This is a genomic window from Terribacillus sp. 7520-G, from assembly GCF_002271665.1.
Lineage (GTDB): Bacteria > Bacillota > Bacilli > Bacillales > Amphibacillaceae > Terribacillus.
Map to the genome: position 1 here is coordinate 1 of NZ_NQFP01000031.1, position 15357 is coordinate 15357.

A 15357-nucleotide genomic window follows, 5' to 3' on the forward strand; every position below is an offset into this window, starting at 1 on the left:
CCATAGCTCTTCGTTTTCCCGTATTGTTTTTCACGAGGCTGATTGTTAGCCATTCTGGATATATTTCATGCTATGTATAATGCCGGGCGGCAAGCCCGGCCTCTTCGATTAGCAGCTGAATGCAGCGATTCTTCTAAGGTCGATACCAAAATACTGCCAGCGGAACTGCTGCGGCCGCCAGCGGAAACCAGCAATGGAGGTGCGGCCCACAAATACTGGGTAGTACCAGAACCGCTGTCCGTTTTCAAGCTCTATATAAGTGTACCGGAAAAGGCAAAATCTGATTCCGCCTGGATCTACTGCGAAAGTAGATGGACCGCCGCTCACTGACTGCAGCTGCGGAATTTGGGATGGAGGCGGCCCGGGAGGCGGCCCGAATTGTCCTTGCTGTCCGCCTGCTCCTGGGGGAGGTCCGAATGGAAAGCCGCCTTGCCCGCCTCCGAAACCCGGACCGCCGAAGCCGGGACCGCCAAATCCAGGTCCGCCTGGAAACTGGATCTGCCGTTGCTGGTTTTGCTTATCATCGTTTTCGTTGTACATCATCATTCTCCCTTCTTGCTTTCTTCTTCATCGTATGTAGGCACCTGTGTAAGGGTAGCTTGCCTAACCTATTTTTACGGTTTCTCTTCACGCTGGGTATAGCTCTGCTAACAGGGGATGAGCGTGGCTGATAAACGAATCAGGGATTCGGAGTTGGATTGTTTGAATATCGATGCTGGGAGGCGATAGTTGCCAGCAAAGATTTCGGGAAAATAAGTAAAAATATTAATACTTTGCCGAAATAAGGGGAAGCTACGGAAGCGGAAGTATGAAAGGGCTTTTACTATGTCATTTTTTTGAACATATAATAGGAAATGAAAAAAAACATTAACTCATGTGAAATAACTTTTGACAAGTGCCTTAAGTAGGAGTAAAGTTGTAGGTGGATATTTTGAGCAATTTGTGAACGTACAGTTGTGAACAAATTCACAACGAAGTATAATGTTTACGTATAAATATAATGCATTGCCATAGCAAAGGAGAATACGTTATGTCAGAAACAAACGAAAGTGTTAGCCAGCGCCAACAAGATCTAGTTGACCAATTGCTAAAACCTGAAGTGCAAGAATCATTGACTTCCCTGATCGAACAGCTGCCGAAAATCAATGAACTTGTGAATGCTTTGACTGCTTCTTACGACTTTGCACATTCTGTAGCAACAGATGATGTGTTGAAATCCGATACAGTTAATGCAATTACAGAAGTGCTTCATCCTGTGACGGATTCTGTGAAAACAGTCGCCCAAACTGCAATCGAAGCAAAGGATCGTGCGGAATCAAGCAATGAAACAATCGGTCTGTTCGGTTTGCTTCGTCTGATGAAGGACCCGCAAGCACAGAAGATGTTCCGTTTTGTTCAAAGCTATTTGGAAGTAGCGAACGAAAAAGAAAGACAAAAACAAAAATAAGAGCTAAAAGGTAAGGACGGAGGATTAAGTATGGCAAAGAATATCGTTATTTTAGGCGCCGGTTACGGCGGAGTCTTAGCCGCTCAAACCGTACGTAAGTATTACAGCAAAGCACAAGCGAACGTAACACTTATCAATAAAACACCGACACACCAAATCATCACGGAACTTCACCGTCTTGCAGCGGGCAGCATTTCCGAGCAAGCAGTGGCAATGCCTGTGACAAAGCTTTTGAAAGGTCTGGATGTAGACTTCAAAGTCGCAACAGTGGAAAGCTTCAATGTCGATAAGAAAGAAGTTGTCCTTGAAGGCGGCAGTACCCTTTCTTATGACGCTTTGGTAGTAGGTCTTGGAAGCAAGACTGCTTACTTCGGCATCCCTGGATTGGAAGAGAACAGCCTTGTCCTGAAATCCGTAGACGATGCAAATAAAGTATTCAACCAAATCCAAGATAAGATCAAAGCATATGCAGCTTCCAAAAACCCTGCAGATGGAACGATCCTTATCGGTGGCGGCGGTTTGACTGGTGTCGAACTGGTTGGCGAAATCGCGGACAAGCTTGCTTCTTACTGCTTGCCTCTTGGTGTGGATCCAAAAGAAATCAAGCTTCAGCTTGTTGAAGCTGGTCCGAAGATCCTACCAATGCTTCCGCAGCATCTTATCGATCGCGCACAATCCAGCTTGGAAAAACGCGGCGTGGAATTCTTGCTTGGCTTGCCTGTAACGAACGTGGAAGGCAATGTCGTGGAATTGAAAGATGGTCAGAAAATCGAAACAAACACATTCGTTTGGACTGGCGGCGTACAAGCCCTTCCAATGGTGGCAGAGTCCGGCTTGGAAACTGATCGCGGGCGTGCGACTGTTAACGAATACTTGCAGTCCAAGAGCCATCAGGATGTCTTCGTTGTCGGTGACAGTGCGGTATACTTCGGTGAAGACGGTCGTCCTTGGCCGCCAACAGCACAAATCGCTTGGCAAATGGGCGAGCTAGTAGGTTATAATCTATTCGCTTACCTTGAAGGCAAAACAATGGAAAGCTTCAGCCCGATCAACTCCGGTACACTTGCAAGCCTTGGCCGCAAGGATGCCGTAGCGTTCGTCGGTGCTAACCAAACACCATTGAAAGGTCTTCCAGCAACAATGATGAAAGAGGCAAGTAACATTCGCTACTTGACTCACGTCAAAGGTCTATTCAGCTTAGCTTACTAAGATAAGACAAAGACACTTCCCGCGGGAAGTGTCTTTTTTTGTGCTGCCAGTTTGATCAAGGTGCAAACCCATAAGGATATATAAGCTGATCCCGCCAGTAAAGCAATCCAGAAAATGTACATAGTGACTCTTATCCACATGCGTGCGGATAGCTTCGGAATCATTTTCAGTAATGTATAAGCAGTAAGCAAGACCGTTGGAATGACAAATAAATAGGAAAATACATGGACCCAATCGTAAAGGATGTTGAAACCATTCTCTAATACAGGGCTATCATGTATATTATATTTGTTTGAAATGAATAGGATTCCAGATATGAACAGGATGGAAATCAATAGGAAGCAGGTAAGGATGATAAACCTGACTCTTTTTTCTCCCCTTAGAAGGGCATATATAAATAAGAAAAATGATCAGAATGAATATTTTAAACAGAGTTTCACCTCATCTGAGCAGTTATATGCTGAGTTTAAGTGTACCATAATATCCCAAATCGATATGGCGTATCTTTTATAGAGGGCTATAAATAAAAGCTATATATTGTACAGCGGTTCAATGCATGCTATCATAGAAAAAATTTACAAGTGATGAAATGGAGCAGTACAGCTTGACTGTTCCTTCTGCAGAGAATCCCTGATGTGGTGTGAAGGGTGAAGGAGTCCAGCTGGAACAAACCATGGAGCTGTTTGCCGGATAAATTGATGGCAGACCGGGAGTGCCCGTTATTGCACGAAGGTCTACGCATTTTGGCGTGTACCTTTTGAGTCTGACAGGGTGACCTGTCAGAGTAACTAGGGTGGCACCGCGACGGAATCTCGCCCCTAAGATGACAATCTTGGGGGTGGGATTTTTTTATTTGCTTCATTTCGGGTAAGGAGGAGGAAAGATGGGTAAATACCGTTTCCGTGCCATTGGAATGCTGATTGCAATGGCTTGTGCATCCTGTGGGGATTGGCTGTATTTGATTGCTTTGAATTTGAAAGTGTACAAGCAAGCTGATCAGTCTGCGGCAGCTGTCGCGATCCTTTATATGATCAAACCTGCAGCAGGGCTGCTGATGAACAGCTGGGCAGGAAGCATGATTGATCGGCTGGATAATCGAAAGTTGATGATCATGCTGTACTTTATAAGGATTTTTGGGATAACAGGGATGATGATGGCCGATTCCCTTTGGCAAATCTATGTACTGGTATTCTTCGTTGCAGCAGCTGGAACTATTTTTGAGCCTGCGAGTCTGCCCTATATAACAGGGTTGATCGAAAAACGGCATTGGCAGAAATTCAATTCCTACCGGGCTATTGCGGATGGAAGCGGCTTTGTATTAGGTCCGGCAGCGGCGGGAATCCTGGTCGGCATGGGGTCCGTCGAGGCTGCATTGATCATGAATATACTCTTGCTGCTGGCGGCGGCTGTCATTTGCATTGCTTTACCATCTGTCAAAGCTGTCTTGGAGGAAAAAAACGAGTGGAAATGGCTGCGGATTTGGAAAGAGGATTGGAGCCTAATCATCGATTACAGTAAGAAATTTGCCATGCTGACATTCCTGCTTCTTCTGTTCAGCTGCATTACCGTCATGACCGCAGCTGTCGATTCCATGGAGGTAGCTTTTACCGCGGAAGCGATTGGGCTTTCAGAAGCCGCATATGGCTTGCTTGTAAGTATTGCTGGAATCGGTTTTATCTCTGGCTCTGTCCTGCTCGCTGCTGTCACCCGACATTTTCGATCGATCCAATTGCTCGTATATGGTACGGCAGCAGGGGCTTCGGGTTATTTGCTGTTCGCTTTTTCGAAGGACTTCATTCCAGCGAGTGTCGGTGTGTTCATGTTATCCGGGGCGCTGGCTTTTGCCAATGCTGGTTATGTGACCTATATGCAGGAACGTATTCCGGTCGGGCAGATGGGTCGCATGCTAAGTATGTACCAATCGGTTGAAGCCCTGCTGATCATCGGGATGACAGCAGCCTTGGCCGCCATCAATCAGGTGATTGGCGTGGCAGCGGCGGTACAGACGGGCTGTTTGATCATGCTGCTGCTTGCCATTCTGCTGGGAATCGTTGGTTTCAAGGGGAATGTGAAGAATGAAGGTTGATATCGTCTGGAAATGAAATCCGCCGAGGGGGGATGGCACACACATGCCCCCTCGGTGGATGATTGGTAAAACTATAGCACAATACCGCTGATGGCGCCGATTATTACAATGATCCAGGCAGGAACTTTCCAGAAAGCAAGCAGGCTGTAGAAAATGGCTGCCAGGGCAATATCGGAGGCGCTGTGAATGGTTGTTGACCAAATGGGAATGAAGAAAGCGCTGATCAATATCCCGACGACAGCAGCATTGATTCCAGCAAACGCCTTGCGGAAGCCGGCGTTTCGCTGCAGGCTCGTCCAAAATGGCAAAGCACCGATCAAGAGCAGAAAGGCCGGGAGGAAAATGGCGATGGTCGCTAGTAATCCACCCTGCCAGCCGTAGAGGACAGTGCCGAGATACGCAGCAAATGTAAATAAAGGTCCGGGCACTGCCTGGGCAGCACCATAACCGGCAAGGAAGTCTTGCTGACTTATCAATCCGGTTGGGACGAATTCACGTTCCAGGAGAGGAAGGACAACATGACCGCCTCCGAATACGAGTGAACCGGCCCGATAGAAACTATCGGCCATGATAACAAAAGAATTGTCTGTGATCGTGCGCAGCACAGGCAGGCCTGCCAATAAAATGAAGAATAAAGCAAGGCAGATGGCACCGATTCTTTTATCGATAGCGATATGCAGGCTGGCAGCTTCTTTATCGCCTTGATCAGGATGCAGCAGAATATACCCAGCAACGGCTGCGATCAATATAGCCAGCAGCTGTGCGAATTGATGGGGCCATATAAGTGTAAGCACGAGAGCCCCCAATGCAATCCCCTTCGCTGCAGGAGTTGCGGTAAGCTTTTGACTCATCCCCAATACAGCATGAGCGACGACGGCAACAGCAACTAACTTCAGCCCCTGAATCCATCCAGCATCCGCCATATTCATTTGCCCGAGGAAGAAGGCGAACAACATGAGCAGGAGGACAGAAGGCAGGGTAAAGCCGATGAATGAGACGATCCCTCCTAATATCCCTCCTCTTATGATGCCGATCCCGATGCCGACTTGACTGCTGGCGGGACCGGGCAGGAACTGGCTCAGGGCAACCAGATTGGCATATGCCTGTGCATCCAGCCATTTTTTGCTGCGTACATATGCTTCTTGGAAATAACCCAGATGGGCAATCGGTCCGCCGAATGATGTACAGCCTAAGCGAAGGGAAACGAGAAAAATTTCGATGAGAGTTGATGCTTTCTTTTGGTTATTCGTCATATTTTGTACTCCTTTCCATATATTGATCGTTGGTATGAGAGGGTATGTGTTATAAAAATTCATTTGTACTATAACATCTACTTTACTTTGGTGCTTTAAAATTTACATTAATTTTATAAACAAAATCGCAGATTTCATTCTTGACATGCTTAACAAAAAAAATTATTATTATCTAGACCAATCGTCATAATATAAGGAGTGCAAGGTTGTATGGCACAGTGAAAAAGAAGGAAAGTACAAAAGAAATCATCTTACGTACCGCTTCGGAGCTTTTCCAGCGGCAGGGTTATCATGGCACGGGCCTGAATCAAATCATTGAAGAAAGCGGTGCTCCCAAGGGATCGCTCTATTATCACTTCCCGAATGGAAAGGAAGAGATCGCCGTTGAAGCAATTAGGCTCATGAAGGAGCATGTCCTGGAAGGAGCTGCGAGGGATTTGGAAGCCAAGGATACGGCTGCAGAGGCATTTCAGTATCATATCTGCAAGATCGCTTCCGAATTTGAAAAAAAACATCAAATGGAAGGTGTGCAAATCGGGCTGATTGCGTCTGAGACTGCAGCAACGCACGAAGCACTGCGAAACAGCTGTCAGCATGCCTATGCGGATTGGCAGTCATTATATACAGATCGATTGATCGCCTTCGGCTATGAAAAAGAAATGGCGAAAGAATTGGCCGTTACGATAAATGCCTTGGTGGAAGGAGCAGCTATCCTGGCGCTCACGAGTACTTCGGGAAGTCCGTTGTATTGTGTCGCGAAACAGCTTCCGTCATTACTTAAAAAATAAATTCCGCATTGGAGGAGAAATCTTTGCAAATGGATAGTAAAAATACAGCTGCAGCAGCTGTAGATACAAGCAATATCAAGGCTATGCCAATCATTATTTCATTTTTGATTGCTGGTTTTATCGGGATGTTCAGTGAAACTGCGCTGAATATTGCGCTTCAGAATATCATCAGTGACTTCGGTATATCACCTTCGACGGCTCAATGGCTGACTACAGGTTATCTATTGACGCTTGGTGTACTTGTGCCGGTTTCTGGTTTGCTCTTACAATGGTTTACGACTCGGCAGCTATTTCTCACATCTTTGGTGTTCTCCATCATCGGTACGTTAATCGCTGCAATCGCACCATCCTTTTCACTGCTGCTGATCGCCCGTGTTGTGCAGGCAGTTGGGACGGCACTGTTGCTTCCGCTCATGTTCAACACGATATTGAATATCATCCCGCCGCATCGACGCGGCAGATCCATGGGATTGATCGGTTTGGTCATCATGTTTGCACCTGCAGTCGGGCCGACGCTTTCAGGCCTGATCATTGATGAATTGACTTGGCATTGGATTTTCTGGATTTCACTTCCGTTTTTGATCATTGCCATTATTTTTGGAGCATTCTTCATGCAAAATGTCACCGAATTGAAGAAGCCAAAAATCGATATCCTGTCCATCGTCCTGTCGACCATTGGATTTGGCGGCGTAGTCTACGGCTTCAGTCATGCCGGTGAAGGCGGCGGATGGGGTGATCCGGTCGTCATCGTTGCGATTGCCGTCGGTGTCTTGAGCCTGATCTTATTCTCTGTCCGCCAGCTGAGGATGGAACAGCCGATGATGAACTTGAATGCCTTCAGGTATCCGATGTTCGTAGTAGGTTTGTTGTTGATCTTGGTGAGCATGATGGTCATGCTTTCGTCCATGATCCTGCTGCCGTTGTATTTGCAGACATCATTGGCGCTCACTCCGCTGGTTGCCGGTCTGACCATGCTTCCGGGCGGTGTCATCAATGGATTGCTTTCCCCTGTGATGGGCGGCCTGTTCGATAAATTCGGGCCAAGATTCCTTGTGACGCCTGGTCTTATCATCGTCACATTGGTTATGTTCGGTTTCTCCGGCATTTCACTGGAAACGTCCACTGGTTACATCGTCGGTTTGCATATCGCTCTGATGATTGGTATTTCCATGATCATGATGCCGGCTCAGACAAATGGTCTGAACCAGCTTCCTCCTAATTTGTATCCGGATGGAACAGCCATCATGAATACATTGCAGCAGGTTGCCGGTGCAATCGGCACAGCTGTAGCGATTTCCATCATGACAGCTGGACAGGAAAGATATATGGAAGATGCAGCCAATCCGCAAGACCCGGCTACCGCTATTCAAGCTTTCACAGAAGGTGTCCAAAGTTCCTTTATCTTTGGTATCATTGCTGCGATTGTCGGTATTGTAATCAGCTTCTTCATCAGACGAGTGAAAGTGGATCATCAAGCGGATTAATCAGGTCCCGCCGTTTATACGGCGGGATTTTTTTGTTTGGGAAAATAAGGTATGATAAGTGGAGATATGGATATGGGGGATGATGATGAGGCTTACAGTGACACAATTAAATGAAATTAAAGCGCTTCAGCAAGCGGTGGAGAAGCATGATGGAATCGAGCTCAAACTGAATTGGGACATGCTTGAGAACAGGAGTGATGCCGAGCAGACAGATTTCATGGCATATGACTCTGGCAGGCTTGTTGGTTTTCTAGGTTTATACAGCTTCGGGAGTAAAATCGAGGTATGCGGTATGGTGCATCCGAATTACCGGAGGAAGGGTATATTCAGTGGGCTTTTCCGGGAAAGCATTCCTGCAATGGGGAAGGCTGTGAAAATATTACTGAATGTGCCGGCTGACAGTGTATCAGGCAAGGCATGGTTGGAAACAGTGAATTGTACTTTTGAAGAATCGGAATACATGATGAAGTGGGATGGAGAAGCATTACCTGATTCCGGTGGATCGGTCCGTTTGCGACCTTCCCTTCCAGAGGATATCGGAATGAAGGTTCAATTGGATATCGTCTGTTTCGATTTCAAAGCGGAAGAAGCACTCGCTTATAATGGCCGCTTGGAGAAGGATGGTTTTCAGAAGGAGTTTTATATGATCGAGGCTGAGGGGAAGACAGTAGGGAAGATGAGAATCCATCGAGACGGAGAGGGAAGCGGGATATACGGGTTTGCGGTACTGCCGGAATTCCAAGGAAAAGGATACGGAAGGAAGGCACTGCAGGAAGCGGTGCGGGTGGAAACGAGCCGGGGACAGCGTGTGTATCTGGATGTCCAGCCTGAAAATGAAAAAGCGCTATCTCTATATACCTCCATTGGCTTCATTAAAGAAAGTCAGCAGGATTATTACCTTTATTCCAATTAAAAAGGCCGCCATAGGGCGGCCTGATTTTATTTTTGCAGCAGACGATCGATGCTTACCATTTCTACGCACAAGCATAGCACTTCGATAGCTTTTTTCAGTTCTTCAGTCGGCGGCAGTGTTGGCGCGATGCGTATATTACGGTCGTATGGATCTTTACCGTACGGGTAGGTTGCACCTGCACCAGTCAATGTCACACCGGCTTTCTTGGCAAGCTCCACGACATCCTTGGCGCATCCTTCCATCGTGTTCAAGCTGATGAAATAGCCGCCATTGGGATTGGTCCAATCAGCAATCCCTTTTCCGCCCAGCTTCTCCTGCAGGATCGACAGGACAGTTTGGAATTTGGGGGCGATGATTGCTGCATGCTTTTTCATATGGGCGATAAGTGTGTCCTTATCCTTCAAAAATGCGACATGGCGCATTTGATTCAGTTTATCGGGACCAATGGATTGAACGGAAAGATTCTTCTTATAAAACGCAATATTTCTCTCGCTGGAAGCTAAGGCTGCCACACCCGAGCCTGGGAAGGTCACCTTTGATGTAGAAGTGAATTCCATGACACGGTCCGGATGCCCTGCATCTGCTGCTGCGGTCATGATGTTCTTCAATTCATCTGGTTCGTCCGAGAGATGATGGACGATATATGCATTATCCCAGAATATCCGGAAATCATCCGCGGCTGTCTGCATTCCGGCAAGTCGATCGACCACGGCATCGGAATAGGTGAAACCATCCGGATTGCTGTATTTAGGTACGCACCAGATACCTTTGATTTGCGGGTCGGCAGCTGCCAGCTTCTCCACCTCATCCATATCGGGGCCATTTGGCGTCATTGCTACTGGAATCATTTCAATTCCTAATGCCTCACAAATTGTGAAATGGCGATCATAGCCAGGGCTAGGGCAGAGGAACTTCACATTCCCTTGTTTCATCCATGGAGTTGCTTCCTCGGAAACACCATGCAGCAAAAATTGAACGATTGAATCATGCATCATTGTCAGACTGCTGTTCCCGCCTACGATCACTTTGGTCGGTTCAACTTCCAAAATGGAGGCGAAAAATGCCTTTGCTTCTGGAATCCCGTCCAAACCACCATAGTTCCGGGCGTCTGTTCCGTTTTCGGTTTTGACTGTGCTGCCTGATGTCAGGATGTCGAGCATCGGCTGGGAAAGGTCAAGCTGTTCGGTGCAAGGCTTCCCGCGTGACATATCCAGCTGCAGCTGCTGACTGGCAATTGCCTCGTATGCATCCTGCAGCGCATTGTATTTCTGTTGTAATGCTTCATTCGAAAGGTCTTGATATTTAGCCATGGTTGCTGCCTCCGTCTGCGTGTTTTCAAAGATAATCTTAACACGAAAAGTCTGGAATTCCCAATGTGTTCGGATTATTCTATTAATATTACAAAGAAATGGCAGGGGGTATATAAAGTGGGAAATGTTTTTACGAGAATCGGGGAATCAATAGGGGATTATCCGCTGTTTGCAGCGGAGTGGGAACAACGGGCACAGGAAGTCCTCCCGAATGGCCCCTTTGGTTTTTTGCAAAGCGGGGCTGGGGATGAGGTGACATTAGGGCAGAATCGAGACGCATTCAGCGACTACGATATCCTGCCTCGGGTTTTGCGCGATGTTTCGGATGTGGACCCTTCCATCCGGCTGTTCGGCCAGGATCAAAGCCTGCCGGTGATGCTTGCTCCAGTAGGGTTCCAAGGGATCTTTCATGCGGATATGGAAATCGGCAGTGTGAAGGCTGCAGAAGCGGCAGGTATTCCGTTTGTTGCAAGTACGGTCACCTCCGCTTCATTAGAAGAAATCGCTGAAGCAGCGCCAGAGGCAGTGAAATGGTTCCAGTTGTATTGGTCGAAGAATCGTGCTTTGACGGCCAGCATGGCAAGAAGGGCAGAAGAGGCAGGATATCGGGCGATTGTAGTGACGGTCGATACGGGTCTGCTGGGCTGGAGGAAGCGGGATTACCGAAATGGATATTCGCCGCTCAAACTATTGAAAGGAGCAGCCAATTACATAAATGATCCTGTTTTTCAAGAATTGGTGCCGCAGCTTACCGAAGAGCATATAAGGGATGCGATTTTGGAGAACATCCATCATCCGAATCTATCATGGGACGATCTGCTATTTCTGCGGAAACAGACGAAATTGCCGATTGTTGTAAAGGGTATCCTGCATCCAGCTGATGCGAGACAGGCGGTCGATTTGGGGTTCGATGCTATCGTTGTTTCAAATCACGGCGGCAGGCAGCTTGATGGGGCCATTGCATCTTTGCGGGCGCTGCCAGCTATCGCGGAGGAAGTCGATGGGGCAGTGCCTGTATTGATGGACGGCGGTGTTCGGAGCGGTGCTGATGTGTTCAAAGCAATCGCTTTGGGGGCTGACAGTGTCCTGATCGGCAGGCCCTATGTATATGGACTCGCAGCTGATGGACAAGCCGGGGTAAGCCGAGTGATCGGGGATTTACGAACAGAGCTTGAATTGACATATGCGTTATCCGGAGTGACACGCACTGCTGAGATCAGTTCCGCTTATCTGGTAAAAAGGTAGGGAATAGTAACGTTAGAGGTGATACAATGCGAATGCAGACCCATACAAAGAAGAAGCGGACAAAGGCAACGATTGCGAAAGCTCTGCAGTATGTATTGAATATAGCCCTGATCCTTTTGGCTATCGCCATTACCATCCTGTTAGTGAAGGAATTGATTGATATCATCAACAATTCCCTATTCAATGAGGGCAATACTTCAAGACTGGAATTCCTGAATAATATCCTGGTATTCTTCCTGTATTTCGAGTTCATCGCCATGATAGTGAAGTACTTTCAGGAGGATTATCATTTCCCGATCCGATATTTCCTATATATCGGAATAACAGCCCTGATCCGTCTCATTGTTGTCTATCATGAGAGTGCCCTTTACACATTGTATTATTGCGGAGCGATCCTCTTGCTGGTCATCTGCTACTTTATAATGAATCTGGCTAATGAAAAATCGAAAAAGGAAGATTTTTAAAAGGAAAGCATGCAGCTCTAGGAGCCGGCATGCTTTTCTTTTTTGGGAAACAGGATATAGCTGAAGCTGATGAGGAAATCGATGCCCAGAATGATTGACCAAACCCGCAGGACACTGGTGAGTGCTGCTGTCCTTTCTGCATCGTTGATCCAATAGATGACAGCAAGCAGCAGCCCGGCACCGATGATGTACGCAAGCAAATGCTGCAGCCACCCTTTCACTTCTTTCCAGGCATGTTCTTTCCCGTAGAGTTTTTTCGGCTTTTCGCCTTGTTTCGCGAGGTAATAAGCAAATCGCTGATCTGCCCAGCGTATCATCGATTTTCCATATGCCAGGCTGACACCGATGTAAATGGCAGCAATTGCATGTGCCATTGTTGCTGTCGTCCCACGCGCCAAATCAAGGCCTGTAGCTACAAGTAAAACCAGGTCGATCAAAGGGGTTGCGCTGAGCAGGATCAAACCTGCTTTGGGAAGCTTGAGCACATAGCGGGCTATCAATCCAGCTGCAATAAAGACCCAGAAACCTACTTCGCATAGGATGATCAATACAATGATGGCGTTCATTATTTCATCTCCTTTTTAGTACAGTTGTATTATTATGCTAACATGTAACTCTTTGTGATACAAGTGTATTAAAAAATTGATTTTATATACGGCATTTGCTACAGTAAGGTTATGCCAAAGAAAATCGATCATAAAGCAAGAAAGCAAGAGATAGCCAAAGCAACCTGGAAAGTCATTATGGAAGGCGGAGTGGAAGCGGCTTCTGTCCGTAACATAGCCAAAGAAGCCAATCTGTCATTAGGCTCTTTGCGTCATTATTTCACGACGCAGGATGAATTGCTCAATTATGCGATGGAGCTTGTGAAAAGTCGTTGTAAAGATCGCATCATGGAAGTCATTCGTCAGCCGTTGCCGCCAAAAGAGCTTGCGAAAAAAGTATTGTTGGAACTTCTTCCGATAGATTCGGAAACGATGGCGGAGATGCAGGTTTGGTTTGTGTTCACCCTGCATTTCAAATATAAGCAAGGAGAATCCTTTCGCCAGGAGGACGGAATCCGTGAAATAGTACAGCGCTTACTGGTATTGCTGTCTGATAATGAAGCTTTAAGCAGAGGAAAAGATATAAACAAGGAAACGGAAAAATTATATGCGCTGATAGATGGATTGGCTATTCACCGATTACTTAATCCGGAGCAATTTTCTGGTGAGTATACGGCGGAGATTTTGACTGAATATGTAGATGATTTATGCCAGGAAAAGGAGAGGGGCGATTGATGCCCCTCTTTTTTTAGTTAAAAAAGGATGTGTCATTATCCGGAATATCATAGATTCGGTCTCGTTATGATGACAGATTGGATAATAATAATGACATACTAATTTTATATGTTATATACTTAGAAACCTTGATATTACGGAAAAAATTAATTTAATTTTTTTGAGCAAAATGATTCCATTATAAAAATGTTAGTAGTAGAATGAGTGTCAGAAACTTTTTTAAGTTTTTTAATTAAATAAACTAACTGCAACACAAGGAGGAAAAAGTAATGGAGTCAACATTAACAGCACAGCGCTATTATGTGAATGGCGAATGGAAAGAAAGCACTACCGGAAACGTAGTGGAAATCATGTCTCCGTACAAAGATGGCGTCGTTGGTACTGTACAGGCGTTGTCCCAGGAAGAAGCGGCTGCTGCCATCCAATCGGCGAAGCAAGCACAAAAAGCATGGGCGAAAGTTTCCTTGCAGGAAAAGGCGGATCTGCTTTATAAATGGGCTGATGAGCTGCTTGCCATGCAGGATGAACTTGCACAGACAATGATGCTTGAAGTCGGTAAGAGCCTGAAGGATGCCAAAAGCGAAGTGCAGCGGACATATGATTATATCCGTTATACGGCACAGGAAGCATTGCATTCCAATGGCGAAAGCATGAGAGGCGACCGTTTCCCGGGTGGTTCAAGTTCCAAGGTTGCGATTGTGGACCGAGTGCCATTAGGTGTCGTCCTGGCAATTTCGCCTTTCAACTATCCAGTAAACTTGGCAGCATCCAAACTGGCTCCAGCACTTGTTTCCGGTAATACAGTCATCTTCAAGCCTGCAACGCAAGGCGCTTTAAGCGGCATCAAAATGGTGGAAGCCCTCGATCGGGCTGGTTTCCCGGCAGGTGTCGTCAACATCGTGACAGGCCGTGGTTCTGTCATTGGTGACTTCCTTGTAGAGCATAAAGATATCAGCATGGTTTCCTTCACCGGGGGAACCCAAACAGGTGAGAACCTGGCCAAAATTGCTGGCATGAAGCCAGTCGTCCTTGAGCTTGGCGGTAAGGATCCCGGTATCGTCCGCGAAGACGCTGATTTGGATAAAGCTGTAAAGAATATCATCAGCGGCGCATACTCTTATTCAGGTCAGCGCTGTACTGCAATCAAGCGCGTCCTGGTTCACGATAATGTGGCAAATGAACTGGTTGCAAAATTACAGGCTGAAGTGGAAAAACTGGCTGTAGGATCCCCGGAAGACGGAAATACTGTCGTCCCATTGATCGACAGCAAATCTGCAGATCTCGTACAAGGATTGATCGATGACGCATTGGAAAAAGGTGCAACACTTGTTGCAGGTAACAAACGTGAAGGCAATCTGATCCATCCTACATTGCTTGATCATGTGACGGAGGATATGGATGTTGCATGGGTAGAACCATTCGGACCAGTGTTGCCTGTCATCCGTGTTGGTTCTGATGAGGAAGCAATTGAGATTGCGAATAAATCCGAGTACGGTTTGCAGGCGAGCATCTTCACACGTGACGTGGACAAAGCCTTCTATATCGCGAATGAATTGGAAACTGGCGCTGTGCAAGTCAATGGACGCACAGAGCGCGGCCCTGACCACTTCCCATTCCTTGGTGTGAAAGGTTCTGGCATGGGCACCCAAGGTATTGCGAACAGCATCCTTTCCATGACAAGGGAGAAATTGACTGTATTGAACTTGGATAAGTAATAAAAAAGAGGAATCCGATGGGATTCCTCTTTTTTTGTGTCGTTTTTAGTCTTCGTCGATGATTGTAAGCTGACGAGTCTTTTCGGCCACTTCTTCCGGATCGACCGTGATGCGGTTGACGCCGGTATCCATCGCTGCTTTTGCCACTGCTTTCGCTACTGCT

15 protein-coding genes and 1 other annotated feature are annotated in these 15357 nt (G+C 46.7%); of the genes, 10 read left to right on the forward strand and 5 right to left on the reverse strand.

Going from position 1 to position 15357, the window contains the following annotated elements; translation table 11 throughout:
* Positions 1-108: 108 nt before the first annotated feature.
* Positions 109-543, reverse strand: a complete 435-nt coding sequence (locus CHH53_RS11775) for a transporter (RefSeq protein WP_340082931.1) — start codon at positions 541-543, stop codon at positions 109-111.
* Between the two features lie 487 nt (positions 544-1030).
* Here CHH53_RS11775 and CHH53_RS11780 point away from each other — a divergent pair, with 487 nt between their 5' ends.
* The 3 genes from CHH53_RS11780 (at position 1031) to CHH53_RS11795 (ending at position 4742) form a co-directional block, all read left to right on the forward strand.
* Positions 1031-1447: a DUF1641 domain-containing protein gene (locus CHH53_RS11780; protein ID WP_095216335.1), complete on the forward strand. Its 417-nt coding sequence runs from the start codon at positions 1031-1033 to the stop codon at positions 1445-1447.
* 30 nt (positions 1448-1477) lie between these two features.
* Positions 1478-2656, forward strand: coding sequence for an NAD(P)/FAD-dependent oxidoreductase (locus tag CHH53_RS11785; RefSeq protein WP_095216336.1), 1179 nt, complete (start codon positions 1478-1480; stop codon positions 2654-2656).
* Positions 2657-3231: 575 nt separating this feature from the next.
* Positions 3232-3479: a binding site (T-box leader), on the forward strand.
* Positions 3480-3539: 60 nt separating this feature from the next.
* Positions 3540-4742: an MFS transporter gene (locus CHH53_RS11795; protein ID WP_095216338.1), complete on the forward strand. Its 1203-nt coding sequence runs from the start codon at positions 3540-3542 to the stop codon at positions 4740-4742.
* 71 nt (positions 4743-4813) lie between these two features.
* Here the strand turns inward: CHH53_RS11795 and chrA are convergent, their stop codons facing one another.
* The gene (gene chrA / locus CHH53_RS11800) at positions 4814-5995 is read right to left on the reverse strand and encodes a chromate efflux transporter (protein WP_095216339.1); all 1182 of its coding nucleotides are present in this window, start codon (positions 5993-5995) and stop codon (positions 4814-4816) included.
* Positions 5996-6201: 206 nt separating this feature from the next.
* Between chrA and CHH53_RS11805 the strand changes: the two genes are divergently transcribed.
* The 3 genes from CHH53_RS11805 (at position 6202) to CHH53_RS11815 (ending at position 9180) form a co-directional block, all read left to right on the forward strand.
* Entirely contained in the window at positions 6202-6783 is a 582-nt protein-coding gene (locus CHH53_RS11805; protein WP_233135067.1) for a TetR/AcrR family transcriptional regulator, read from the forward strand.
* A 29-nt stretch (positions 6784-6812) separates the two neighbouring features.
* Positions 6813-8267 (forward strand): DHA2 family efflux MFS transporter permease subunit, encoded by a 1455-nt coding sequence (locus CHH53_RS11810; RefSeq protein ID WP_095216340.1) that lies wholly within the window; start codon positions 6813-6815, stop codon positions 8265-8267.
* A 97-nt stretch (positions 8268-8364) separates the two neighbouring features.
* Positions 8365-9180: a GNAT family N-acetyltransferase gene (locus tag CHH53_RS11815; protein WP_158221551.1), complete on the forward strand. Its 816-nt coding sequence runs from the start codon at positions 8365-8367 to the stop codon at positions 9178-9180.
* A gap of 26 nt (positions 9181-9206) precedes the next feature.
* Here the strand turns inward: CHH53_RS11815 and CHH53_RS11820 are convergent, their stop codons facing one another.
* Positions 9207-10490 carry an aspartate aminotransferase type Ic gene (locus CHH53_RS11820; RefSeq protein ID WP_095216342.1) on the reverse strand — a complete coding sequence of 428 codons (1284 nt, stop codon included), beginning with the start codon at positions 10488-10490 and terminating at the stop codon, positions 9207-9209.
* 117 nt (positions 10491-10607) lie between these two features.
* Between CHH53_RS11820 and CHH53_RS11825 the strand changes: the two genes are divergently transcribed.
* Positions 10608-11735, forward strand: a complete 1128-nt coding sequence (locus CHH53_RS11825) for an alpha-hydroxy acid oxidase (protein WP_233135069.1) — start codon at positions 10608-10610, stop codon at positions 11733-11735.
* 26 nt (positions 11736-11761) lie between these two features.
* Positions 11762-12199: a phosphate-starvation-inducible protein PsiE gene (gene psiE / locus CHH53_RS11830; RefSeq protein WP_369819886.1), complete on the forward strand. Its 438-nt coding sequence runs from the start codon at positions 11762-11764 to the stop codon at positions 12197-12199.
* Positions 12200-12216: 17 nt separating this feature from the next.
* On the opposite strand, the gene CHH53_RS11835 is transcribed toward psiE, so the two are convergent.
* Entirely contained in the window at positions 12217-12765 is a 549-nt protein-coding gene (locus CHH53_RS11835; protein WP_095216344.1) for a hypothetical protein, read from the reverse strand.
* Between the two features lie 111 nt (positions 12766-12876).
* Here CHH53_RS11835 and CHH53_RS11840 point away from each other — a divergent pair, with 111 nt between their 5' ends.
* Both CHH53_RS11840 and CHH53_RS11845 read left to right on the forward strand, forming a co-directional pair.
* Positions 12877-13479 carry a TetR/AcrR family transcriptional regulator gene (locus tag CHH53_RS11840; RefSeq protein WP_095216345.1) on the forward strand — a complete coding sequence of 201 codons (603 nt, stop codon included), beginning with the start codon at positions 12877-12879 and terminating at the stop codon, positions 13477-13479.
* Between the two features lie 269 nt (positions 13480-13748).
* A complete protein-coding gene (locus CHH53_RS11845) occupies positions 13749-15194 on the forward strand; it encodes an NADP-dependent glyceraldehyde-3-phosphate dehydrogenase (RefSeq protein WP_095216346.1) in 1446 nt (481 codons plus the stop codon).
* A gap of 45 nt (positions 15195-15239) precedes the next feature.
* On the opposite strand, the gene CHH53_RS17715 is transcribed toward CHH53_RS11845, so the two are convergent.
* Positions 15240-15357: hypothetical protein (locus CHH53_RS17715; RefSeq protein WP_233134955.1), on the reverse strand; the 118-nt coding region annotated here is incomplete at its 5' end.

What these genes read in the sequence shown, in the direction of transcription:
- CHH53_RS11835 (WP_095216344.1), bottom strand. Translation starts at nt 12,765, where the DNA reads ATGAACGCCATCATTGTATTGATCATCCTATGCGAAGTAGGTTTCTGG.
- psiE (WP_369819886.1), top strand. Translation starts at nt 11,762, where the DNA reads ATGCGAATGCAGACCCATACAAAGAAGAAGCGGACAAAGGCAACGATT.
- CHH53_RS11780 (WP_095216335.1), top strand. Translation starts at nt 1,031, where the DNA reads ATGTCAGAAACAAACGAAAGTGTTAGCCAGCGCCAACAAGATCTAGTT.
- CHH53_RS11845 (WP_095216346.1), top strand. Translation starts at nt 13,749, where the DNA reads ATGGAGTCAACATTAACAGCACAGCGCTATTATGTGAATGGCGAATGG.
- CHH53_RS11795 (WP_095216338.1), top strand. Translation starts at nt 3,540, where the DNA reads ATGGGTAAATACCGTTTCCGTGCCATTGGAATGCTGATTGCAATGGCT.
- chrA (WP_095216339.1), bottom strand. Translation starts at nt 5,995, where the DNA reads ATGACGAATAACCAAAAGAAAGCATCAACTCTCATCGAAATTTTTCTC.
- CHH53_RS11840 (WP_095216345.1), top strand. Translation starts at nt 12,877, where the DNA reads ATGCCAAAGAAAATCGATCATAAAGCAAGAAAGCAAGAGATAGCCAAA.
- CHH53_RS11820 (WP_095216342.1), bottom strand. Translation starts at nt 10,490, where the DNA reads ATGGCTAAATATCAAGACCTTTCGAATGAAGCATTACAACAGAAATAC.
- CHH53_RS11775 (WP_340082931.1), bottom strand. Translation starts at nt 543, where the DNA reads ATGATGTACAACGAAAACGATGATAAGCAAAACCAGCAACGGCAGATC.
- CHH53_RS11785 (WP_095216336.1), top strand. Translation starts at nt 1,478, where the DNA reads ATGGCAAAGAATATCGTTATTTTAGGCGCCGGTTACGGCGGAGTCTTA.
- CHH53_RS11810 (WP_095216340.1), top strand. Translation starts at nt 6,813, where the DNA reads ATGGATAGTAAAAATACAGCTGCAGCAGCTGTAGATACAAGCAATATC.